Source organism: Pseudomonas sp. GL-R-26, from assembly GCF_019947365.1.
GTDB lineage: Bacteria > Pseudomonadota > Gammaproteobacteria > Pseudomonadales > Pseudomonadaceae > Aquipseudomonas.
The window spans coordinates 143,650-166,426 of record NZ_JAGYGI010000007.1; the positions used below are offsets into that span (position 1 = coordinate 143,650).

Below are 22,777 nucleotides of genomic sequence, written 5' to 3' on the forward strand. Positions count from 1 at the left end.
CACTAGCTGCAAGCTGCAAGCTGCAAGAAAAAAGCAGGGATCGCGCAGGCTTTAACTTGCAGCTTGAAGCTTGAAGCTTGTAGCTCGCCGTCATACCACCACCTCTTTCGAGTCAGATTTGCCAAAGCGGCGTCCCAACCGATCGAAATACAGGTAAATCACAGGCGTAGTGAACAACGTCAGAATCTGACTCAGCAACAGGCCGCCGACCATCACCAGACCCAGCGGCTGGCGCAGTTCTGCGCCGGAACCGGTGGCCAGCATCAACGGCACGGCACCGAACAGCGCGGCCAGGGTGGTCATCAGGATTGGCCGGAAACGCAGCAAGGCGGCCTGATAGATCGCCGTTTGCGGGTCCATGCCCTGGTTGCGCTCGGCATCGAGGGCGAAGTCGATCATCATGATCGCGTTCTTCTTCACGATGCCGATCAGCAGAATGATGCCGATGATCGCGATCATGCCCAGGTCGTTGCCGCTGAGGATCAACGCCAGCAAGGCGCCCACTGCCGCCGACGGCAAGGTCGAAAGAATGGTGATCGGATGGATGTAGCTCTCGTAGAGCACGCCCAGCACGATGTACATGGTCACCACCGCCGCCAGGATCAGCAGCAAGGTGCTCGACAGCGAGGCCTGAAAAGCCTCCGCCGCGCCCTGGAACTGGGTCTGCACGCCAATCGGCATGCCGATGTCCTTCTGCACTTGGTCGATGATCTCGACCGCATGCCCCAGCGCCACGCCGGGCGCGAGGTTGAAGGACATCATCACTGCCGGGAACTGACCGATATGGGTGATGGCCAGTTGCGCCTGGCGCTCTTCAATGCGCGCCAGGCTGGACAGGCGCACCTGCCCGCCATCGGAGGTCTTGACGTGAATCTGCTCCAGCGCCTGCGGGCCGATCTTCTCGCCGGACTGCGATTGCAGCACCACGCGGTACTGACTGGCCTGGGTGTAGATCGTGGAAATCTGCCGCTGACCGAAGGCGTCGTACAGCGCATCGGTGATGTTCGACACCGATACACCGACCCGTGATGCCGCATCGCGGTCGATCACCAGGTAGACCTGCAAGCCCTTGTCCTGCAAATCGCTGGCGACGTCGGTCAATTCCGGCCGGTCGGCCAGGGCCTCCACCAGACGCCCGCTCCACAGGCTGAGCAACTCCGAATCCGGTGACGACATGCTGAACTGGTACTGCGTGCGGCTGACCCGGTCTTCGATGGTCAGGTCCTGCACCGGCTGCATGAACAGGCGGATGCCGACCAGTTTGTCCAGTTCCGGTTGCAAGCGGGCAATCACTTGCGTGGCGCTCAGGTCGCGGTCTTGGTGCGACTTGAGGTTGATCAACAACCGACCGCTGTTGAGGGTCGAGTTATCGCCATCCACGCCAATGTAGGAAGACAGGCTCTCGACCGCCGGGTCGGCCAGGATGACCTTGGCCAGTTCCTGCTGGCGCTCGCTCATGGCGGCGAAGGAAATCGATTGCGGCGCTTCGGAAATGCCCTGGATGACGCCGGTGTCCTGCACTGGGAAGAAGCCCTTGGGCACCACCATGTACAGGAATACCGTCAGCGCCAAAGTGCCAATGGCCACCATCAGGGTCAGCGGCTGGTGCTTGAGCACCCACTGCAATTTGCGTCCGTAGGCGGCGATCATCCAGTCGATGAATGCGCCGCTGGCACGGTAGAAGCGACCCTGCTCTGCTTCCTTGGGTTCGCGCTTGAGCAACCGCGCGCACATCATCGGCGTCAGGGTCAGGGAAACGACAAGGGAAATCAGGATCGCCACTGCCAGAGTGATGGCGAACTCGCGGAACAACCGCCCGACCACGTCCGCCATGAACAGCAGCGGAATCAGCACGGCGATCAGCGACAATGTCAGGGAGATCAGGGTGAAACCGATCTGTTTGGCGCCTTTGAGCGCGGCGTTCAGCGGGCTGTCGCCTTCTTCGATGAATCGGGAAATGTTCTCCAGCATGACGATCGCATCGTCCACCACGAAACCGGTGGCGATGGTCAGGGCCATCAGGGTCAGGTTGTTGACCGAGAAGCCTGCCAGGTACATCACGCCGAACGTACCGATCAGCGACAGCGGCACGGCCACCGACGGAATGATCGTGGCACTGGCGCGACGCAGGAACAGGAAGGTGACCATGACCACCAGGGCGATCGCGATCAGCAATTCATGCTGCACGTCCTTGACCGAGGCGCGGATGGTCTGGGTGCGGTCGGTCAGCACTATCACGTCGAGGCCGGCCGGCAGGTTGTCGGTGATGCTCGGCAGCAGGGCCTTGATCCGGTCCACTACCTCGATCACGTTGGCGCCGGGCTGACGCTGGATGTTCAGCAGCACGGCCTGGTTCTCGTTGGCCCACGCAGCCAGTCGCTCATTCTCGGCGCCGTCGACGATTTCCGCCACGTCCTTGAGTCGCAGCGGTGCGCCATTGGCGTAGGCCAGGATCAGGTTGGCGTAGTCCTTGGGCGACGTCAGTTGATCGTTTGCATCGAGCATCGAGACCCGGGTCGGGCCGTCGAAGTTGCCCTTGGGCTGGTTGACGTTGGAGGCGCCGATCAGGGTGCGCACATCCGACAGGTTCAGGCCATTGGCGGCCAGGGCCTCGGGGTTGACCTTGATCCGCACGGCCTGACGCTGGCCGCCGGCAATGCTGACCATGCCGACGCCGCTGATCTGGGCGATTTTCTGCGCCATGCGCGTATCGACCAGATCGTTGAGCTTGGGCAGCAGCATGGTCTTGGAGGTGATGGCCAAGGTCAGCACCGGCGTATCGGCCGGGTTGACCTTGTTGTACACCGGCGGTGCCGGCAGGTCCTTGGGCAACAGGTTGGTCGCGGCGTTGATCGCTGCCTGCACTTGTTGCTCAGCCACGTCCATGTTGATGTCGAGGCTGAAACGCAGGGTCAGCACCGACGCCCCGCCGGAACTGGTAGAGGCCATTTGCGTCAGGCCGGGCATTTGCCCGAATTGCCGCTCAAGCGGCGCGGTCACCGCGCTGGTCATGACATCCGGGCTGGCGCCGGGGTACAGGGTCATGACGCGAATGGTCGGGTAATCGACCTGGGGCAATGCCGACACCGGCAGCAGCCGATAGGCGATGACGCCGGCCAGGATAATGGCCAGCATGCTCAGCGTGGTGGCTACCGGGCGAAGGATGAACAGCCGCGAGAGATTCATGCGCCGCCCTTTTTCGCCTTGTCGGTGGTCGCAGGCTCAGCCGCATTGACCGCCGACTTGCCTTGCAGGTGTTCGGTTGGCGTGGTCGGCACGTCCTGGCTGTCATTGACCACCTCCACGTCGCTGCCTTCCTTCAGGCGGTCAGTGCCTTCCAGCACGACCCGGTCGCCCGCCGACAGGCCTTCTGTGATCACTGTGTTCACGCCGTCACTGGCGCCGACTTTCAACTGACGGATCTTGACTTTCTTGTCACCGTCCATGGCATAGGCGAACGTGCCATTGGTGCCGAACTGGATTGCGGCAGAGGGCGCCAGTACGACGTCTTTGAGGGTGTCGGCCAGCAGGCGCACGTTGACGAACTGGTTGGGGAACAGCGACTGATCGCGGTTCTCGAAACGGGCCTTGAATTTCAGGGTGCCGGTGGTGACGTCGATCTGGTTGTCCAGGCTCTGCAATACGCCAGTGGCTTGCAGTTTGGTATCACCGCGATCCCAGGCTTCAGCCGACAGTTTGGCGCCGCTGCGATAACGGGTCAGCACCGTGTCGAGGCTGTTTTCCGGGAGGGTGAAGGCCACGCTGATCGGTTGGGTCTGGGTGATGATCGCCAATGCGGTAGTGTCGTTGGCCGCGACCAGGTTGCCGACGTCCAGTTGACGCAGGCCGACGCGTCCGGTGATCGGTGCGCGGATCCGGGTGAATTCGAGGTTAAGTTTGGCGTCGTTGACCGCCGCCTGATTGGTCTTGACCGTGCCCTGGAATTGACCGACCAGCGCTTCGGCGGTGTCCAGGGTCTGCTTGGCAATACTGTCTTCACGGTACAGACCGCGATAGCGCTCGACGTCGACCTGGGCATTTTTCAGCTGCGCCTGATTCTGCAGCAAGGTGCCCTCGGCCTGAAGCAAGGCATTCTGGTAAGGGCGCGGGTCGATGTCGGCCAGCAGGTCGCCGGCCTTGACCATCTGCCCTTCTTCGAAATAGATCTTGACCAGCTCACCGCCGACGCGACTGCGCACATTGATGGTGTTCAGCGCCGTGACCGTGCCCAGTGCCTTGAAATACAGCGGGAAATCACCCTTGACCGCCGGCGCCACTCGCACCGGTACCGGCCCGGACGCGCCACCGAATCCAGGTCGCATCCCGCCCGACCTGCCGGTATGCCCGGCGACGGCTTTCTGCCCCGCAGCCTCTTTGGGTGCAGCGCTGCCGGGCCAGAACTTCCAGCACAGGGCGGCGATGACCAACAGGACAAGCAGGCCGAACAGCCAGCGACGAGGACTACGGGAAGCGGAGGATTGCATTGAGTGATCAACCATTGGGCGCGTGGGCTTTTTTACATGAGGCTGAACGATAAGCACTGGCGTGTCTTAAGCAAAGCGCCTTTACCGGCAATTTACCTTCGGCTTACGTAACAGGAGTTTTGTGTAAGACACTGAAGCACAAATGAAAACGGCCTGGACAGAGCCAGGCCGTTAACAATTGTAATGGAGCTAACTTACTTGAGAACGGCAAGTGCCGCTTCGTAGTTCGGCTCGTCAGCGATTTCACCAACCAGTTCGCTGTGCAGCACGTTGTCGTTTTCGTCCAGAACCACCACGGCACGGGCAGTCAGGCCTTTGAGCGGGCCGTCGGCAATGGCAACGCCGTAGTTCTGGATGAACTCGGCGCCACGCAGGGTCGACAGGTTCTGTACGTTTTCCAGACCTTCGGCGCCGCAGAAACGGGCTTGGGCGAATGGCAGGTCAGCGGAGATGCACAGCACAACGGTGTTGGCCACGTCGCTGGCCTGGGCGTTGAACTTGCGCACCGAGGTAGCGCAGGTCGGGGTATCAACGCTTGGGAAGATGTTCAGCACTTTGCGCTTGCCGGCAAAGTCTTTCAGGGTGACGTCGGACAGATTGCCGGCAACCAGGGAAAAGGCTGGTGCCTTGGAACCGGCTTGTGGCAGTTGGCCGTTGACTTGAACCGGGGTGCCTTTAAGGGTGACTTGAGCCATGAACGGAGTCCTTCTGAACGTTGTGGTGGAGAATTTTGACGAGGCCGAAGTTAACCATGAAATTGTCCTACGACCTATGGCCAAACATAAATTGTCATGTAACAGGGCACAAAACTGGATACAACCTACAAATTTGTGGGAGCGAGCCTGCTCGCGAAAGCGAAATATCATTCAACATCGCTAGTGTCTGATCTGACGCCATCGCGAGCAGGCTCACTCCAGGGTTCGTGTGTGAGCCGAACAAGTCGGCAAAAGTACAGAGTACGCCCTCACCCGCCGCTAACCGATGTTCATGACGAAAGGCACGCGACACGTCATCGACGAAAACTTTTGTTAACACTCTGTCGAATTGCTCCACCGTCGTTCGACTATAAATCGAGCCACTCAACTGCAACGGAGACGAGACCATGCGATTCATGATCATCATCAAGGCCAGCCAGGATTCCGAAGCCGGCGTCATGCCCAGCCAGGAACTGCTGACGGCCATGGGCAACTACAACGAAGAACTGGTCAAGGCCGGCATCATGCTCGCGGGCGAAGGCCTGCACCCGAGCAGCAAAGGTGCACGGGTAAAATTTTCTGGTGACAAACACACGGTGATCGACGGCCCTTTCATCGAAACCAAGGAATTGATTGCCGGTTTCTGGTTGTGGAAAGTGAAGTCCAGGGAAGAAGCCATCGAATGGGTCAAGCGCTGCCCCAACCCGATGCCGGGCACCGAGGCCGAGATCGAGATTCGCCAGGTGTTTGAAGCCGAAGATTTTGGTGCCGAGTTCACGCCGGAACTGCGCGAGCAGGAAGAGCGGGTTTGGGAGCAAGCGAAGAAGAACTGAGGTTGACTGAACCGGCTATCGCTTCAGTTTCCTGTGGGAGCAAGCCTGCTCGCGAAGTGGTCGTCACATTCAACACCAATATTGACTGACAGACCGCCTTCGCGAGCAGGCTCGCTCCTACATTGGCTAGATAGCCACTTAACTTGTTCGGGCAAGCCCTTGATCCGTATTAACTTTCTAGTACACGAAATTAACGAGAAACCGCACACAAAACCAAAGAATTAATCCATTCAACTGGATAACCCGTGGTTAACTGCTAACTTAATCCGACGAGTCCTACAGGCTTGATCGGAAAGGGATTACGCAGTTATGGCTGAACATAAGGGGCCGTAGGCCCAGTCAGCCACCAGGGAACCGGGGGATTAATGTCTAAGAATTTGGGGAAGTACGCCTTTGTCTGGGTGACTTCACTCGCGCCTGCTTTTTGTGCTCACGCGGATAACGCCGAGACGGCCAACAAAAGCAACAACCCGCTGAACCTGGCACCAGGTGTCAACCTGCAGGATTACTACACCCCCAAGCTGTTCGATACCAACGCTCACACCAACGATGCGCTGCTGCGCGGCGCCCTTCCGATGGCAGCCAATGACGTCATAGGCGTCCCGCAGTTGCTGCGCGTCACGCTCCCCGTCAGCACTCGTCCCGATCCGCATAACGGCTACAGCACCGGCATCGGCGACCTCAACGTGTTTGATATTTTCCTGCTCAAGACTGAAGGCGTGCAGTTGGGCGTCGGCCCGCAAATCACTGCGCCGACCGCCGAGCAGGATGAGTTGGGAACCGGCAAATGGCAGGCCGGACTGTCCGCCATCGCCATCGACTCCTCACCGCGTGGGCTGCTTGGCGCACTGGTGCAGTACCAGAGTTCGTTCGCCGGTGATCACGACCGCCCTCACGTGGAATCCGCCACCTTCCAGCCGTTCATCATCCACAACCTGGAAAAAGGCTGGTACCTGCGTTCCACAGGCACCTGGACGTTCGACCTGAAGAACAACACCCATTACATCCCACTCGGTTTGGGTGGCGGCAAAGCCTGGAAATCCGGGTCCAATATCCTGAACGCCTTTATCGAGCCGCAGTGGACCGTCGACCGCAAAGGCGACGGCTTGCCACAGTTCACGCTGTACGCCGGGATCAACGTCACCTTCGGTAAATAAGGACTTATATATGCACGGTGCAATTCGCACAGCCGGTTTCAGCCTGATGGCCCTGTTCGCCAGTTGCGGCGTGGGCGCCCAGGAACTTGATACCCGCATCGGCAAAATTGCCATGGACGGCGAACTGCCGGCCCATGAGTCGATTGCCAGGCTTTATGCCGAACTGGACTTCCAGCAGGCCACACAGAGTTATCTGTGGGCCTTGCCACTGGTGTCCTATGCGCAATGGCAGGAAGAGTTTCGCGAAAAACTGGGCGCCCACAGCGGCGACCTGATGGTGCTCAACAGTTACGAAGACAAGCTTGGGGTGATCACGGCCAACGCCACCACGCCGTACATCCTCGGGTTTGTCGATCTCAACGAAACCGGGCCGCTGGTGATTGAACTACCACCTGGCCCGACTGCCGGTGGCGTAGGCGATTTCTGGCAGCGGGCGATCATCGACATGGGCCAGACCGGTCCGGACAAAGGCAAGGGCGGCAAGTACCTGGTATTGCCACCGGGTGCCGAGCTGCCGGCGGATGCCCATAAATACTACCTGGCCAAATCCGAAACCATGAATGTGCTGGTGGGCTTTCGCGTGCTGGACCCAGACCCGGCCAAGGGCAAGGCGCTGGTCGAGCAATTCAAGATGTACCCGTATGCGAAGCGAGCGGAACCTGCCAAAACCAGACTGCTGTCTCCCGGTGGTAAAGCCTGGTCCGGTACCCAGCCTCGTGGCCTGGCGTACTGGGAGCGTTTGCACCAGATCATCCAGAAAGAACCGGTCAATGAACGCGACCGTTTTTACATGGCCATGCTGGCCAGCCTGGGCATCGAGAAGGACAAACCGTTCAACCCCAACGACAAGCAACGCGCGGCGCTGGAACAGGGTGCGCAGGTCGGTGAACTGATCGCCAAGGCCAACACCTTCGCCAAGCGTTTCCCCAATGCCCAATTCTGGCCGGACCGGCAATGGGACAGCGTGCTGAACATCGCCGATCCGTCCCAGCGCGTGGCCTATTACGACCAGTTGTGGGAACGCAGCGCCTGGTTCTACGAGGCGGTGACCAACACCAAAGGCATGGTCTCGAAAACCCCGGGGCTGGGCCAGACCTACCTCGGCGCCTACACCGACAACAAGGGCAACTGGCTCGACGGCGGCAAAAGCTATCGCCTGCACGTCGGCGCCAACCCGCCTGCCAGGCAGTTCTGGTCGATGACCGTATACGACATCGACAGCCGCTGCCTGATCGATAACCCGCAGCGCAAGGCCGACCTGTCATCCCGTCAGGACTTGAAGAAAAACGCCGACGGCTCGGTGGACCTGTACTTCGGCCCGACCGCGCCAAAAGGTTTCGAAGACAACTGGGTGCAAACCCTGCCGGGCAAACACTGGTTCAGCTATTTCCGCCTGTATGCGCCGACAGAAGCCTATTTCGACAAGAGCTGGAAACTCGACGACATCACGGCTGTGCAATGACGCCGGACGTTCAATAAGGGATGTATATGAATCACCGCATTTTGTTCACCGGCCTTGCACTGACCCTCAGCACCAGCGCCTGGGCCGACTTCACCGCCACCCCGGAGGAAGCCCGGGCCATCGCCAGGGAAGCCTACCTGTACGGCTTTCCGGTAGTAGAGATGTACAAGACGCTCTATACCCAGGCCGTGGACAAGAAGAGCCCGAACTTCAAGGCGCCGTTCAACCAGATCGGCAACACCGCCAAGGCCTTCACCGCCAGGGACACTGCGTTTGTCACGCCGAACGCCGACACGCCCTACTCCTTCGTCTGGATGGATTTGCGCGCCGAGCCACTGGTACTGACCCTGCCGCCCATCGAAGAGCATCGTTACTACTCGGTGCAACTGATCGATGCCTATACGCAGAACTTTGCCTACCTGGGCACCCGCAGCACCGGCAACAACGGCGGGCATTTCATGATCGCCGGGCCCAACTGGCAGGGCCAGCAACCGCTGAACATCGACCGCTTGCTGCGCAGTGAAAGCAACATCGCCTACGCGCTGTATCGCACACAACTGTTCGATGAGAAGGATCTGGCCAAGGTCAAGCAGATCCAGAAGGGCTACAAGGTTGAACCCCTGAGTCATTACGACAAACATAAGGCGCCGACGGCCGCACCGAAGATCGACTGGCCAAAACCCACGCCGACCATGAGCGAAACCCCGGACCTGTTCCGCTACCTGAATTTCATGCTGGCGTTCGCCCCGGCCCAGGACGTGGAAAAGGAACTGTTGGCACGCTTCGCCAAGATCGGTATCGAGGCAGGCAAGCCTTTCAACGTGAATACACTCAGCGCCGAGCAGCGCAAGGCGCTTGAAGACGGCATCAGCGACGCCAAGGCCGGGTTTGCCGAGTTCAAGAAAACCAAAGTCGATACCCACGAGGTCACCAGCGGTGATTTCTTCGGCACCCGCGATCACCTCAAGGGCAATTACCTGTACCGCTATGCCGGCGCCAACATGGGGATTTTCGGCAACTCCGCCGAAGAGGCGAACTACATCGGTTATTTCGTCGACAAGGACGGCAAACCGGTCGATGCCTCGAAAAATGACTACACCCTGCATTTCGACAAGGGCGCCCTGCCCCCGGCCGATGCGTTCTGGTCCCTGACCATGTACGACGGCAAGAACAAGCTGCTGGTAGCCAACCCGCTCAATCGCTACCTGATCAACTCGCGCATGCTGCCTGACCTCAAGCTCGATGCCGATGGCGGCCTGACGCTGTACGTGCAGCACAAGGCGCCAGCCAAAGACCTGCAAAGCAATTGGCTGCCGGCACCGAACGGACCCTTCTACGGGATATTGCGCCTGTATTTGCCAAAACCGGAAGTCAGCAACGGCGAATGGAAAATGCCGCTGTTGAACCCCGTCAATCAAAAACAATAAGTGGAGTCAGTCATGATCAGGCCTTTCGTAGTGCGCCCCCTGTTATTGGCGCTGTGCATGGTCAGCGGCAGCCCGTTGGTACTGGCGGCTGAAGGTGGTGTCGGACGGCCGATTACCGGCCAGCAAGTGTTCTCCAATGCCGGGGTCGTGCCGCCGGAGCCCGGCTGGGTCATGTCCCTGACCAGCATCTGGTACGACGGCGATCTCAAGGGCAACGCCCAAATTCCGTTGGTGGGTGCCGCCAGTACCGCGCTGGACATGAAGGTTTCTTACACCATGGCCAACTTCACCCATGTCTGGGACACCGGCAAGGGTCGCTGGAACTATGCATCGGCCGTCGGCGTTCCGGTGCAGTACACCGACATCTCGGCCAACATCACCGGGCCCCGCGGCCGAACGCTGGGCTCCTCGGACACCGGCACCCAGTTCGCCGACATGCTGGTGACGCCGATTGCCGCCGGCTATCACTTCGACGAACTCAACCACATTGCGTTCTCGCTGCCGATCTACGTGCCCACCGGCGCCTACAACGACGATCGCCTGGCCAACCCCGGGCAGAACAACTACACCTTCATGCCGACCGTGGCCTTCACTCATCTGGACGGCAAGGGCGGCGAATTCACGCTGTCGAGCGGCCTGGAGTTCTACACCGAGAACGACGCCACCGATTATCGCAACGGCAACATCTACACCCTCGATGCGTTGTGGACCCACGGCTTTGGCAACGGTTGGAACGCCGGTATCGCCGCCGGTTACATCCAGCAGATCACCGATGACTCGGGGTCCGGCGCCGACAGCGGCTTCCGCGGACGTTCCGTGGGTGCCGGCCCGACAGTGGGCTGGACCGGCAAGTTCGCCGACGCCCAGGCCAACTTCAATGCGCGCTGGGTGCCGGAGTTCGACACCAAGAACCGCCCTGAAGGTAATGGCATCAGCGTCAACATGACCCTGGCGTTTTTCTAGGAGACCCCATGAGCACACTCGACGACCTCAATGCCCTGCAAGCCAGCATCGCCGAAGCGGTGCTCGGCCAGGACCAGGTGATCCGGCAGATGCTCGTCGGTTTGCTGGCCAACGGACATTTGCTCCTCGAAAGTCTGCCCGGCCTGGCCAAGACCCGCACGGTCAAGTCACTGGCCAGACACCTGGACGCGAAGATGAGCCGCATCCAGTTCACCCCGGACTTGCTGCCGTCGGACATCACCGGCGCCGAGGTGCTGCATCAGGTCGAAGGCAAGAACGAAATCCGCTTCCAGCCAGGTCCCCTGTTCGGCAACCTGATCCTCGCCGACGAAATCAACCGTGCGCCGGCCAAGGTCCAGGCGGCGTTGCTCGAAGCCATGGAAGAGCGCCAGATCACCGTGGCCGGCAACAGCCATGCGCTGCCGGACCTGTTCATCGTGGTCGCTACCCAGAACCCGATCGAACAGGAAGGCACCTATCCGCTGCCGGAAGCGCAGATGGACCGCTTCCTGATGAAAGTGCTGCTCGATTACCCGAGCGCGGAAAACGAAAGCCAGGTGCTGCGTCTGCTGCGCGAAGAAGAACAGGCCCTCGGCGCCAAGACCGCTGCCGTGCAGGGCTTCTCCCTGTCTCAGGACGTGGTATTCGCCGCGCGCCGTGAAGTCAGTGCCGTGCACGTCTCCCCGGCCATCGACCGCTACCTGATCGACCTGATCAACGCCACTCGCCACCCGGCCGATTACGACGCCGACCTCGGGCGCTGGATCAGCATCGGCGCCAGCCCCCGCGGCGGCATTGGCCTGGACCGTTGTGCCCGGGCCGACGCCTGGTTGCAGGGCCAGGATTTCGTTTCTCCGGACAACGTCCGCGCCGTGGTGCACCCGGTGCTGCGCCATCGCCTGCAACTGAGCTACGACGCAGTGGCCGATGGCGTCAGCGCCGATCAAGTGCTCGACCGCCTGCTCGATAAAGTGGCGATTCCTGCCTGATGTCCATGAACAGCGCCGACGGCCTGGTGTATGTCTCTCTGGCGCAGTTGATGGCCTTGGAGTTCAAGGCCCGTGACCTGAGTTTTCTGGCGCGTCAGCCCCAGGGCAGCATCCTGGCCGGCAACCACGCTTCGCGTTTGCGTGGTCGGGGCCTGAACTTCGATGAACTGCGGCGCTATCAGCCGGGAGACGACTTGCGTCACCTCGACTGGCGCGCGTCCCTGCGCACCGGCAAACCGGTGGTACGGACTTTCACCGAAGAGCGCGACCGCCCGGCGTTGATCCTCGTTGATCAGCGCATGTCGATGTTCTTTGGCTCGCAACGCAGCTTCAAATCCGCCATCGCCGCCGAACTCGGCGCCCTGGCGGCGTGGATGGTGTTCAACGCTGGCGACCGCGTCGGTGGACTGGTCTTCAACGATCAACGCATCGACAGCATCGCCCCGCTGCGCAGCCGCAAACGGATCGAAGCGCTGTGCAGCCGCATCGCCCAGCAGAACCAGGCACTCAATGCCGCCAACCCGGACGCCGAAGGCGAAGACCAGCTCGACAAGGTCCTGCAGCACTGCCTGGCCGTGGCCGGTCACGATCACCTGATCTGCATCGTCAGCGACTTCGCCGGGGCCGGCGAACGCACCTTGCAACTGATGCGACAACTGGCGGCCCATAACGATGTGATTGCCATGCAGGTCTACGACCCGCTGGCGCTGAACCTGCCGAAAAACGGACGCGTGCTGGTCACCCAAGGCCAATTGCAGGTGGAGCTGGCGGTGGATCGGCAACAGGTGCATCAGCCGCTCGGGGATTTCCTCAGCGGACGGCTCAAGGACGTCGCGACCTTGCTGCGCCGCAGCCAGGTGCCGTTGATGATGTTCAGCACGGCTACAGAAGCCCACGAACAACTGCGTGCCGAACTGGGCAAGTTTGCCGGAGGGCGCCGATGAACCCCGCTATCCCGAGCATCGACCAACTCAAGGAAATGGCACTGCCAGCACCGGTCAGTTATGCACCGCAAACCTGGGGTTGGTGGGCGTTGCTCGCACTGTTGAACGTTACGCTGCTGGTGCTGGGTGCGCGGCGATACTGGCAATGGCGGCGCGATCGCTATCGGCGCGAGGCGTTGGTACGGCTGGAGGAGTTGCAGCAGCGCAGTAATGACCTGAGCGCGTTGCGCGAGCTTCCCGAATTGCTCAAGCGGGTCGCGATCTCTATGCCGAACGCGAAACCTGTGGGATCTCCTGCGGCGTTGGGGAAAGAGGACTGGCAGGCATTTTTGCAGCGGCACAGTAAACAGCCCCTACCCGCCGACTTCAGCCAACAACTCTCGCTGCTGGCCTACGCCCCCGACGCAACACTGCGGGCCATGCCCACCGAACAACGCCAGCAGCTGTTCAGTACCTGCAAAACCTGGGTGGAGCGTCATCATGTGGCAGCTTGATTACCCCTGGCTGTTGATCCTGCTGCCGCTGCCGTGGTTCGGCTATCGCTACCTGCCCGATTACCGTGAGGCGCGCAGCGCCGTGCGTGTACCGTTTTTTGCGGCGATGAGCCGTGCTGTCGGCCAGACACCGAGCCAGGCTGGCACCCGCAGCAACCGCTGGCAATTGCTCCTGAACCTGCTGGTCTGGACGCTGCTGCTGGTGGCGGCGAGCCGGCCGGTGCTGGTGGAAAAACCCATCGAACGCCAGCAGCCGGTGCGCGACCTGATGCTGGCCATCGACATTTCCCAGTCGATGGAAACCACCGATTTCACCGACGCCAATGGCCAGAAAATCAATCGCCTGGCCGCGGTCAAGGAAGTGGTGCACGGGTTCATCGACAAACGTAAAGACGATCGAATCGGACTGATTGTGTTCGGCACCGGTGCCTATCCGCAGGCGCCGTTGACCCTCGACCACGCCAGCCTGTCACTGCTGCTGGACGACACCGGCATCGGCATGGCCGGCCCCAACACGGCCATCGGCGACGCCATCGGCCTGAGCCTGAAACTGCTGGACCAGGCCCACGAGCAGGAAAAAGTGCTGATCCTGCTCACCGACGGCAACGACACCAGCAGCGCCATCACCCCGGATCACGCGGCCGCCATGGCCGCGGCCAAAGGCGTGGTGATTCACACCATCGGCATCGGCGACCCGAATGCCGAGGGCGAAGCCAAGGTCAACCTGCAAGGCTTGCAGGACATTGCCCACGCCACGGGCGGACGCTTCTTCCGCGCCGAAGACCGCAACGCCCTGGATCAGGTCTACAGCACCCTCGACAAACTCACCCCGCATCAGGTGAAAACCCTCAGCCACCAGCCCAAACGCGATCTGTTCTGGTGGCCGCTGGGCGCTGCCATTGCCCTATTGGCGATTTATCACCTGGGCGCCCTGCTGCTTCCACGGCTGATGCTTGCCCGTCAACGGCAGGAGGCCTGACATGGACATCAACCTCAGCGACTTCCATTTCCTGCGCCCCCTGTGGCTGTTGCTCGCGGTGTTCGGCGCCTTGCTGCCACTGCTGTGGCGGCGCAACCAGGACCTGCAACGACGCCTGCGCAGCAACATCGCCGCGCACCTGCTGCCGCATCTGCTGATCACCCCGCAAGACCGGCAACGCCTGCGTCCGGTGCATCTGGTGTGTGCGCTGCTGGTAATGGGCGCCATCGCCGCCGCAGGACCGACCTGGGAACAGGATCGGCCGGACTTTCTGGAAAACCGTGCGCCGCTGATCATCGCCGTCGACCTGTCGCCCTCCATGGACGCCAGCGACGTTCCCCCCAGTCGCCTGGAAGCGGTCAAGCACAAGCTCCACGACTTGATCCAGCGCCGCGCCGGTTCGCGCAATGCCCTGATTGCCTACGCTGGCAGCGCGCATCTAGTGTTGCCCGCCACCGACGATCCGGCGCTGCTCGATACATTCATTCAGGCCCTGAGCACCGACCTGATCAACAAACCGGGGAAAAACGTCAGCGCGGTCATCGATCAGGCCAAGCGTCTGCTCGCCGCCGAGAAAACACCCGGCACCCTGCTGCTGATCACCGATGGCGCCGACACCTCGGCACTGGCCGGGCTAGGCAAGCAACTGGCGGACAGTGCGCTGCAAGTGCTGATACTGGCGGCTGGCAGCACCGACGGCGGGATCATCCGCGATGCCAGCGGCCAGCCACGCACCGACAGCAACGGTCGCCCGCAAATGGGCAGCTTCGATCAGGACGCCCTCAAGCAGCTTGCCTCAACGCTGGATGCCCCGCTGGGCAGCCTGACCCTCAACGATGACGATCTGGACTGGATCGAACTGCACGCCGAGCAGCACTTCCAGGCAGCCAGTGACGAACAGCGTGAACTGCACTGGAAGGACGCCGGTTACTGGCTGTGCTGGCCGCTGTTGCTGATCGCCTTCTTCAGCGTACGCAAGGGCTGGAGCCTGAACTGGATGGCCGGCCTACTGCTGGCGGTGGGCCTGGGCCTGCAACCGGCGCCGGCACAGGCCAACGCGCTGACCGATGCTTTCTTCACCCGCGACCAGCAAGGTCGCTGGGCCTTCGAACATGAGCACTACCCTCAGGCCGCGGCGCTGTTTGTCGATCCGTACTGGAAAGGCGTGGCCGCCTACAACTCGGCCGATTTCGACCTGGCACTGGCCAGCTTCGCGCGGCTCGATACACCGCAGGCGTATTTCTACCTGGGCAACATCTACGTGCGTCGATTCAAGTTCGATCAGGCCATCGCTACGTATAACCAGGCGCTGAAGTTGCAACCGCAGTTCCCGCAAGCCACGGCCAATCTGGCCCTGGCCATTGCCTTGCAGAAAGACACCGAAAGCGCCGAGAAAAACACGCCAGAGGTCAAACCCGACGAAATCAAGATGGACAAGGCGCCGGGTAAAGGTCAAAGCAAAAAGGTGGAAACCCAGCAAGCGGCCTCGGATGAGCAATGGCTGCAGAACCTCACCACATCGCCGGCGAAATTCCTCAAGCAGAAATTCAGCTTGCAGGATCAGGCGGGGGCTAAACCATGATCAGCCTGAAAGTCCGAGTCGCCGCCATCGTGGGCAAGCCTGCTCCCACAACACTCGGCGCCCTGCTCATCGGCCTGATCAGCCTCAACACATTCGCCGCCGACCCTCAGCTGAAAGTCCAGGCCACCCTGCAACCCGCCGGCCCCGTCATGGTCGGCAGCCTGGTCGAGTTGCAACTCGATGTCTTCACCGACTCCTGGTTCACCAGTGCCCCCACCCTGCCCGACCTGAAACTGCCCGGCGCATTGGTGATGCCACCGGACGGCCATGCCGAGCACATCAACCAGACCTTCGACGGCCAATCCTTCAGCGGCATGCGCTACAGCTACCTGATCACCCCGAACCTGGCCCAGGGCTTCGACATTCCGGCACTGACGGTACAAGCCACACCGGGTCAGGCCAGCCACGCACTCAGCGCCCAGAGCCAGCCTTTGCATTTCAACGCCGCGCAACCTCCGGGGTTCAAGCCCGGTGAGGCGGTGCTGGTAGCCCAAGGGCTGCGGTTTACCCAGAAGACCATCCATTCGGCCACGCCGCTGAAGGTCGGCGACAGCATCACCCGGGAGCTGACCTTGCAGGCCGACGGTGCCCTGGCCATGTCACTGCCGACACCGACGCTGGACGACATCAAGGGCCTGAGCCGCTACCCGAAAGCAACGCAAATCCGCAATCTGGATGACGGTCGCGGCAACTTCAATGGCGGCCAGCGCATCGACAGCGTGACCTACCGGATCGACCAGGAAGGTAACTACTCCCTGCCCTCCGTCGAACTGAAATGGTGGGATGCCGGCACCCAGCAAACCCGCACGGCCACGGTGCCTGCCGTGACCTTCGACGCGGCCGCCAACAGCGCCTACAAGCCGGTGTTTTCAATCACCGAGGACCTGAAGAAGCTCGGCCAGCAGAATCGCCTGCACCTTTCCGGGCACTGGTTCGGACTATTGGCACTGGTATTGGCGGTGGTGGCACTCGGCTGGTTCAGTCGCCCGCTCGTACACCGCACGTACCTCAACTGGCAAGCCCGACGCCGCGCCCGGCACGCCGCCTGGCTCGAGTCCGCCGACTACGCGTGGCGGCAGATCCCGGCACAAATCGAAGGCAAACCGGCGCAACTCAGTGCCCTGTACCTGTGGACCCGGCGCAGCCGCCACGGCCTGAAACTGACCGGTCTCGGCCCGCGCCTGCAAACCTTCCTGCGCGCCTGTTATGGCCGCGATCCGGACAAAGAACAGGCGCTGCGCCAAATCGGGGAATCCTTGTCTACGCTGCATAGTCAGGCCGAGCGCAACAGAGAATCAGTCTCTTCTGCACTGCATCCGCTCAACCCCGTTCACGAGAAGGATTTCCCATGACGAATTCGATATCGCTACGCCATCATCGCGGATTCAGTTTCCTGCTGACCCTGGCCTTGAGCCTGCCGCTGCTGGTGCAGGCTGCCGAACCGCTGCCCTCGTGGAACGACGGGCCGTCGAAAAAGCAGATCATCGAATTCGTGCAGACGGTCACCGATCAAAGCAGCAAAGACTTCGTCAAGCCCGAGGAGCGCATTGCCGTGTTCGACAACGACGGCACCTTGTGGAGCGAGCAGCCGATGTACTTCGAGTTGCTGTTCGCCCTGGAGGAAGTCAAACGCACCGCGCCGCAGCACCCTGAATGGAAAACCACCCAGCCGTTCCAGGCAGTGCTGGAAAACGATCACAAGGCCCTGGCTGCCAGTGGCCTTGAGGGCATGATGAAAATTTTCGGTGCCACCCACACCGGGATGACCACCGAAGCCTTCGATGACTACGCCAAGACCTGGCTGAGCCAGGCCCGCCATCCGAAAACCGGCAAGCCGTACACCGAAATGATCTTCCAGCCGATGCTGGAAATGCTCGACTACCTGCGCGGCAAGGACTTCAAGACCTACATCGTCTCCGGCGGCGACACCGGGTTCATGCGCGCCTTCGCCGAGAAGGTCTACGGCATTCCACCCGAGCAGGTTATCGGCACCACATTCGTCACAACGTTTGACTACAAGGATGGCAAGGCGTCGATCCTGCGCACGCCAAAACTGGCCCACAACGACGATGGCCCGGGCAAACCGGTCAGCATCGACGCGGTGATCGGTCGTCGGCCAATCCTCGCTTTCGGCAATTCCGACGGCGACCTGCAAATGCTCCAGTGGACCGCCGCAGGTCCCGGCAAACGCTTCATGGGCCTGGTGCATCACACCGACGCCAAACGCGAATGGGCTTACGACCGGCAGTCGCAGATCGGTCGCCTGGACAAGGCCCTGGACGAAGCACACAAACGTGGCTGGACAGTCGTCGACATGGCGTCCGAGTGGCGTCGGATCTACCCGTTCGATGCCGCCACACCCGAGCAAGTGCAATAAAAAGACGTAACGCAGGACCGCAATAAACGTTTGTCGCAGTACGCGACGCAAGTGAGCATAAGGAGCCAGTCAGATGACTCGCATACGTAAGTGGATACCGAAACTCGCCCTGGTGGCGACTACGGTCATGGCGTTTTCGGCAACCGCCGGGGCCGCTGAAAAACCCAACATTCTCGTGATCTTCGGCGACGATATCGGCCAGACCAACATCAGCGCCTATTCCATGGGCGTGGTCGGCTACAAGACTCCGAACATCGACCGCATCGCCAAAGAAGGCATGATGTTCACCGACTACTATGCGGAGAACAGCTGCACGGCCGGACGGTCATCGTTTATCACTGGCCAGACACCATTGCGCACCGGCTTGTCGAAAGTCGGCATCCCGGGTGCTCCGGTGGGCTTGCAAAAGCGTGACATCACCATTGCCCAGGCGCTGAAGTCCCAGGGCTATGCGACCGGCCAGTTCGGCAAAAACCACTTGGGCGACAAGGATGAATACCTGCCGACCAACCACGGTTTCGACGAGTTTTTCGGCAACCTGTACCACCTCAACGCTGAAGAAGAACCCGAGCGCCCTTACTGGCCCAAGGACGACGCTGCCTTCGTCAAGGCCAACACCCCGCGTGGCGTGATCCACAGCTTCGCCGACGGCAAGATCGAAGACACCGGCCCGCTGAACACCAAGCGCATGGAGACCATCGACGACGAAACCACCGCCGCCGCGCAGGCGTTCATCGAGAAACAGGCCAAGGCGGACAAACCGTTCTTCGTCTGGATGAACACCACCCGCATGCACTTGTTCACCCACGTGCGCGAGTCGATGAAGGGCCAGAGCGGCATGCCCGGCAACGATTACGCCGATGGCATGATCGAGCACGACGGTGACGTCGGCAAACTGCTGAAAACCCTCGACGACCTGAAAATTACCGACAACACGATCGTCGTCTACACCACCGACAACGGCCCGAACCAGTTCTCCTGGCCGGACGCGGCAACCACGCCGTTCCGTAACGAGAAGAACTCCAACTGGGAAGGTGCCTACCGGGTTCCGGCGATGATTCGCTGGCCTGGCAAGATCAAGCCGGGGGAAGTCTCGAACGAGATGTTCTCGGGCCTGGACTGGTTCCCGACCTTGCTTGCGGCGGCAGGTGATGCCGAGGTGAAGGAAAAACTGCTCAAGGGCTGGGCTCCAACGTCTGGCGGCAACAATTTCAAGGTTCACCTGGACGGCTACAACCAAATGCCTTACCTGACCGGCCAACAGCCTAAAGGCGAGCGTAAGGAGTTCTACTACTTCAACGACGACGGCATGCTGGTTTCCATGCGTTTCGACAACTGGAAAGCGGTGTTCTGCGAGCAGCGTGCGCCGGGTGGTTTCAAGGTCTGGAGCGAACCGTTCGTATGCCTGCGCGTACCGAAGATCTTCAACCTGCGCATGGACCCGTATGAACGTGCCGACGTGGTTTCCGATCAGTATTACGATTGGCAAACCAAGAACGTCTACCTGGCTGCGGTTGCCGTGGGCAAGTCGGCGGCATTCCTGCAAACCTTCATCGACTATCCACCTAGCCAGAGACCGGCCAGCTTCAGCATCGACCAGATCCGTGCTGCGGTAGACGCCAAAATCGCTGAAAAAATGAAAGCTGCACAGTAAGACCGCTGGACTGCCGCTCGCCCTCACCGGCGAGCGGACTTATTCATGGCGAACACTGGACTCTGTGGCGAGGGGGCTTGTCGGAATGCCCCCTCGCCACAATAGGTTTGTAAGGTTTGAAATTATCTGACTGACTCAGACCCAGCAGTCATTGTTTTTACGTACCGGAACAAGGCAATCCGCAATGACCTCACGTGTCGCCAGCAAGTCGTCGGCCATACCTACCCAACAAGTCGCCTCACCGGCGCTGTTGATCCCCGCCCTGTTGCTGTTTGTCTCCGGCGCCGCCGCGCTGGTGTACCAGGTGCTGTGGATCAAGCAGCTGTCGCTGGTCGTTGGCGTCGAGGTCTATGCCATCACCACCGGGATCAGCGCGTTCTTTGCCGGGCTGGCCTTGGGTGGCTTGCTGTTCGGGCGCTGGGCGGATCGGATGCAACAACCGGTTGTGCTGTACGCCGGGCTGGAAGTGCTGGTGGCGATACTCGGTGTCGGCGCGACGTTCGCCATGAGCCTGGCGGCCAGCCCGTTTGCCTGGCTGGAAGAACAGGTCGGATTGCTGGCCTGGGTGCTACCGTTCGCGCTGGTGGGGATTCCCGCGCTGTTGATGGGCGGCACCCTGCCGGTGCTGGTTCGCTCCCTGGCCACTGACCCGCAACACTTGGGCAAGGCCGGCGGGCAACTGTATGCGGCGAACACCGCCGGGGCCATCGCCGGCACTCTGCTCGCCGCGTTCGTGCTGATTGCCACCCTCGGCGTGCGCGGCAGCGCGCTGGCCGCCGCCATGCTCAACCTGCTGGCCGCCGCAGGGGCCTTGTGGTTCCAGCGCCAGCGCGTGGCACCCATCGATGCCCCGGTGAAACATCACACCGACAAAGCCCCCGACCGCCTGGCCCTGTGGCTGTATTCCATCGCCGGCGGTGTGGCCCTGGGCTACGAAGTGGTGTGGTCGCAATCGATCGTGCAATTCATGAGCACCCGCACCTACGCCTTTGCCGTGGTGCTGGCGACCTACCTCACCGGGTTGTTCCTGGGCAGCATGCTGCTGGCACGTCGGGTCGATCGTCTGCGCGATCCCTGGGGGGTATTCGGTTTGCTGATCGCCGCAGCCGGTGCCATTGCCTTGCTGGAAGTGGCGTTGCTCGGACGCTGGCTGGTGCTTGCACAAACCCTGGCGGAAAGCTGGGTATTGTCACTGGGCGGCAGTGAACTGGCGGGCATGAGCACACGGTTCGCCGTGGCCGCCTTGAGCATCGTGTTTGTACCGACCCTGTTGCTGGGGGCGGCGTTCCCGTTGGCCCTGCGCTTGAGCGTCGGCGGCGAACAGGTGGGGCGCAACGTCGGCGAAGTCGTCGCGTTCAATACCCTTGGCGGGATTGTCGGCGTGATGCTCTGCGGCTTTGTCCTGATCCCGATGCTGGGCCTGGTGCGGACCCTGGGTCTGCTGGCAATGATTGCCGCCGGTATCGCGTACCTCGCCGTGGGCAAGGGCCATGGCGTGAAGAAAGGCCGGCGCCAGGCGGTGGTTGCCATCGGCCTGGTGTCCCTGGCACTCGCCGTGTTCACGCCGGTCAACAAGCTCGCCAGCCTGCTGCCGGGTGCGCGCAACGGCACGCTGACGTTCTACGAAGAAGGCCGTGGCGGGACCGTCGCCGTGGTCACCCAGGGCAAAGGCGACAGAGCCTTCCAGCGTTTGTACATCCAGGGCGTGTCCAATACCGGCGACGCCATGCCGTCCCTGCGCTACATGCGGATCCAGGCGCTGCTGCCCCTGTTGATCCACAACGGTGAGCCGCGCTCGGCCCTCGTGATCGGTTTCGGTACCGGCATCACCGCGGGCGCCCTGACCCGCTACCCCGGCCTGGAACATCGCGTGGTCGCCGAACTGCTGCCTTCGGTGGTCAAGGCGGCCCCCTTGTTCAAGGGCAACTTCAATGCCGCGGCCGATCCAGGTGTCGATGTGCGCTTGCGTGACGGTCGCCAGGAACTGCTGCGCAATCCGCAGCGCTACGACCTGATCACCCTCGAACCACCACCGCCCTCCGCTGCCGGCGTGGTCAACCTGTATTCCCGGGACTTCTATCAACTGGCCGCCAGCCGTTTGCACAAACAAGGCCTGGTCGCCCAATGGCTGCCGCTGCCGACGCAGAACATCGACGACTCGCGCTCATTGGTGCGCAGCTTCCTCGACGTGTTCCCGTACGCGACCCTGTGGACCAGTGAATTCCACGAGATGCTGCTGGTAGGCTCGATGGAGCCGATTGAACTGGATGCGGCGAAGATCAACGCGCGCTTCCAGCAAGACAGCGTTCGCAGCACCTTGCAGGATGTCGGTGTCGGTTCGGCCGCCGCGTTGCTCGCCACCTGGGTGACTGACCGTGCGGGGCTTGAACGCTTCGCTGGCGATGCGCAACCGGTGACGGACGACCAGCCGAAGATCGAATACGCACCCTGGGTTCGCTCGAAAGAGATCAGCCGCGTGTTGCCTGCCCTGCTCGACTTGCACCAGCCGCCAGCCGTGTTGAACGCCGACGCCGGGTTCATCGAACGCATGAACATCCAGCAACAACGCCTGATGCAGTTCTATCGGGCGAGCTTGTATGCCTACGACGGAAACCGTGACGCCTGGGCCCGGGATATGCGCGAGGTGATGCGCGGGGATTCCGGGAATCCGTATTACCGGTGGTTTGTCGGGGAGTGATTGGGTGCCGGATAGATCGCCTTCGCGGGCAAGCCCGCT

The 22,777-nt window shown here is 61.3% G+C and carries 17 protein-coding genes; 14 read left to right on the forward strand and 3 right to left on the reverse strand.

Annotated features, from left to right (window positions below):
* Positions 1 to 90: 90 nt before the first annotated feature.
* The 3 genes from KGA96_RS09855 to tpx form a co-directional block, all read right to left on the reverse strand.
* Positions 91 to 3,186: an MdtB/MuxB family multidrug efflux RND transporter permease subunit gene (locus tag KGA96_RS09855; protein WP_223512617.1), complete on the reverse strand. Its 3,096-nt coding sequence runs from the start codon at positions 3,184 to 3,186 to the stop codon at positions 91 to 93.
* Positions 3,183 to 4,499 (reverse strand): MdtA/MuxA family multidrug efflux RND transporter periplasmic adaptor subunit, encoded by a 1,317-nt coding sequence (locus tag KGA96_RS09860; RefSeq protein ID WP_223512618.1) that lies wholly within the window; start codon positions 4,497 to 4,499, stop codon positions 3,183 to 3,185. The genes KGA96_RS09855 and KGA96_RS09860 overlap by 4 nt, the downstream gene beginning before the upstream one ends.
* 179 nt (positions 4,500 to 4,678) lie before the next feature.
* Entirely contained in the window at positions 4,679 to 5,179 is a 501-nt protein-coding gene (gene tpx / locus KGA96_RS09865; protein ID WP_223512619.1) for a thiol peroxidase, read from the reverse strand.
* 407 nt (positions 5,180 to 5,586) lie between these two features.
* Here tpx and KGA96_RS09870 point away from each other — a divergent pair, with 407 nt between their 5' ends.
* From KGA96_RS09870 to KGA96_RS09935, 14 genes are all read left to right on the forward strand, one after another.
* Positions 5,587 to 6,012: a YciI family protein gene (locus tag KGA96_RS09870; protein ID WP_223512620.1), complete on the forward strand. Its 426-nt coding sequence runs from the start codon at positions 5,587 to 5,589 to the stop codon at positions 6,010 to 6,012.
* 365 nt (positions 6,013 to 6,377) lie between these two features.
* The gene (locus KGA96_RS09875; protein WP_223466970.1) at positions 6,378 to 7,169 is read left to right on the forward strand and encodes a hypothetical protein; all 792 of its coding nucleotides are present in this window, start codon (positions 6,378 to 6,380) and stop codon (positions 7,167 to 7,169) included.
* A gap of 10 nt (positions 7,170 to 7,179) precedes the next feature.
* A complete protein-coding gene (locus KGA96_RS09880; protein WP_223512628.1) occupies positions 7,180 to 8,631 on the forward strand; it encodes a DUF1254 domain-containing protein in 1,452 nt (483 codons plus the stop codon).
* A 26-nt stretch (positions 8,632 to 8,657) separates the two neighbouring features.
* Positions 8,658 to 10,058 carry a DUF1254 domain-containing protein gene (locus tag KGA96_RS09885; protein WP_046037428.1) on the forward strand — a complete coding sequence of 467 codons (1,401 nt, stop codon included), beginning with the start codon at positions 8,658 to 8,660 and terminating at the stop codon, positions 10,056 to 10,058.
* 12 nt (positions 10,059 to 10,070) lie between these two features.
* The gene (locus KGA96_RS09890; RefSeq protein ID WP_046037139.1) at positions 10,071 to 11,021 is read left to right on the forward strand and encodes a transporter; all 951 of its coding nucleotides are present in this window, start codon (positions 10,071 to 10,073) and stop codon (positions 11,019 to 11,021) included.
* An 8-nt stretch (positions 11,022 to 11,029) separates the two neighbouring features.
* Positions 11,030 to 12,010: an AAA family ATPase gene (locus KGA96_RS09895; protein WP_223466965.1), complete on the forward strand. Its 981-nt coding sequence runs from the start codon at positions 11,030 to 11,032 to the stop codon at positions 12,008 to 12,010.
* Positions 12,010 to 12,954, forward strand: coding sequence for a DUF58 domain-containing protein (locus KGA96_RS09900; RefSeq protein WP_404942341.1), 945 nt, complete (start codon positions 12,010 to 12,012; stop codon positions 12,952 to 12,954). The genes KGA96_RS09895 and KGA96_RS09900 overlap by 1 nt, the downstream gene beginning before the upstream one ends.
* Positions 12,951 to 13,448: a DUF4381 domain-containing protein gene (locus tag KGA96_RS09905; protein ID WP_223512630.1), complete on the forward strand. Its 498-nt coding sequence runs from the start codon at positions 12,951 to 12,953 to the stop codon at positions 13,446 to 13,448. The genes KGA96_RS09900 and KGA96_RS09905 overlap by 4 nt, the downstream gene beginning before the upstream one ends.
* Complete coding sequence (locus KGA96_RS09910; RefSeq protein WP_046037144.1) at positions 13,435 to 14,427, forward strand: vWA domain-containing protein; 993 nt, start codon at positions 13,435 to 13,437, stop codon at positions 14,425 to 14,427. The genes KGA96_RS09905 and KGA96_RS09910 overlap by 14 nt, the downstream gene beginning before the upstream one ends.
* 1 nt (position 14,428) lies before the next feature.
* Positions 14,429 to 16,009 carry a VWA domain-containing protein gene (locus tag KGA96_RS09915; RefSeq protein ID WP_223512633.1) on the forward strand — a complete coding sequence of 527 codons (1,581 nt, stop codon included), beginning with the start codon at positions 14,429 to 14,431 and terminating at the stop codon, positions 16,007 to 16,009.
* Complete coding sequence (locus tag KGA96_RS09920; protein WP_223512636.1) at positions 16,006 to 17,361, forward strand: hypothetical protein; 1,356 nt, start codon at positions 16,006 to 16,008, stop codon at positions 17,359 to 17,361. Before KGA96_RS09915 ends, KGA96_RS09920 begins: the two co-directional genes overlap by 4 nt.
* On the forward strand, positions 17,358 to 18,386 hold the full coding sequence (locus tag KGA96_RS09925; protein WP_223466958.1) for an HAD family hydrolase: 1,029 nt from the start codon (positions 17,358 to 17,360) through the stop codon (positions 18,384 to 18,386). The genes KGA96_RS09920 and KGA96_RS09925 overlap by 4 nt, the downstream gene beginning before the upstream one ends.
* A gap of 73 nt (positions 18,387 to 18,459) precedes the next feature.
* Positions 18,460 to 20,040, forward strand: coding sequence for an arylsulfatase (locus KGA96_RS09930; protein ID WP_046037148.1), 1,581 nt, complete (start codon positions 18,460 to 18,462; stop codon positions 20,038 to 20,040).
* Positions 20,041 to 20,224: 184 nt separating this feature from the next.
* Positions 20,225 to 22,738 carry a fused MFS/spermidine synthase gene (locus KGA96_RS09935; RefSeq protein WP_223512653.1) on the forward strand — a complete coding sequence of 838 codons (2,514 nt, stop codon included), beginning with the start codon at positions 20,225 to 20,227 and terminating at the stop codon, positions 22,736 to 22,738.
* Positions 22,739 to 22,777: the final 39 nt, after the last annotated feature.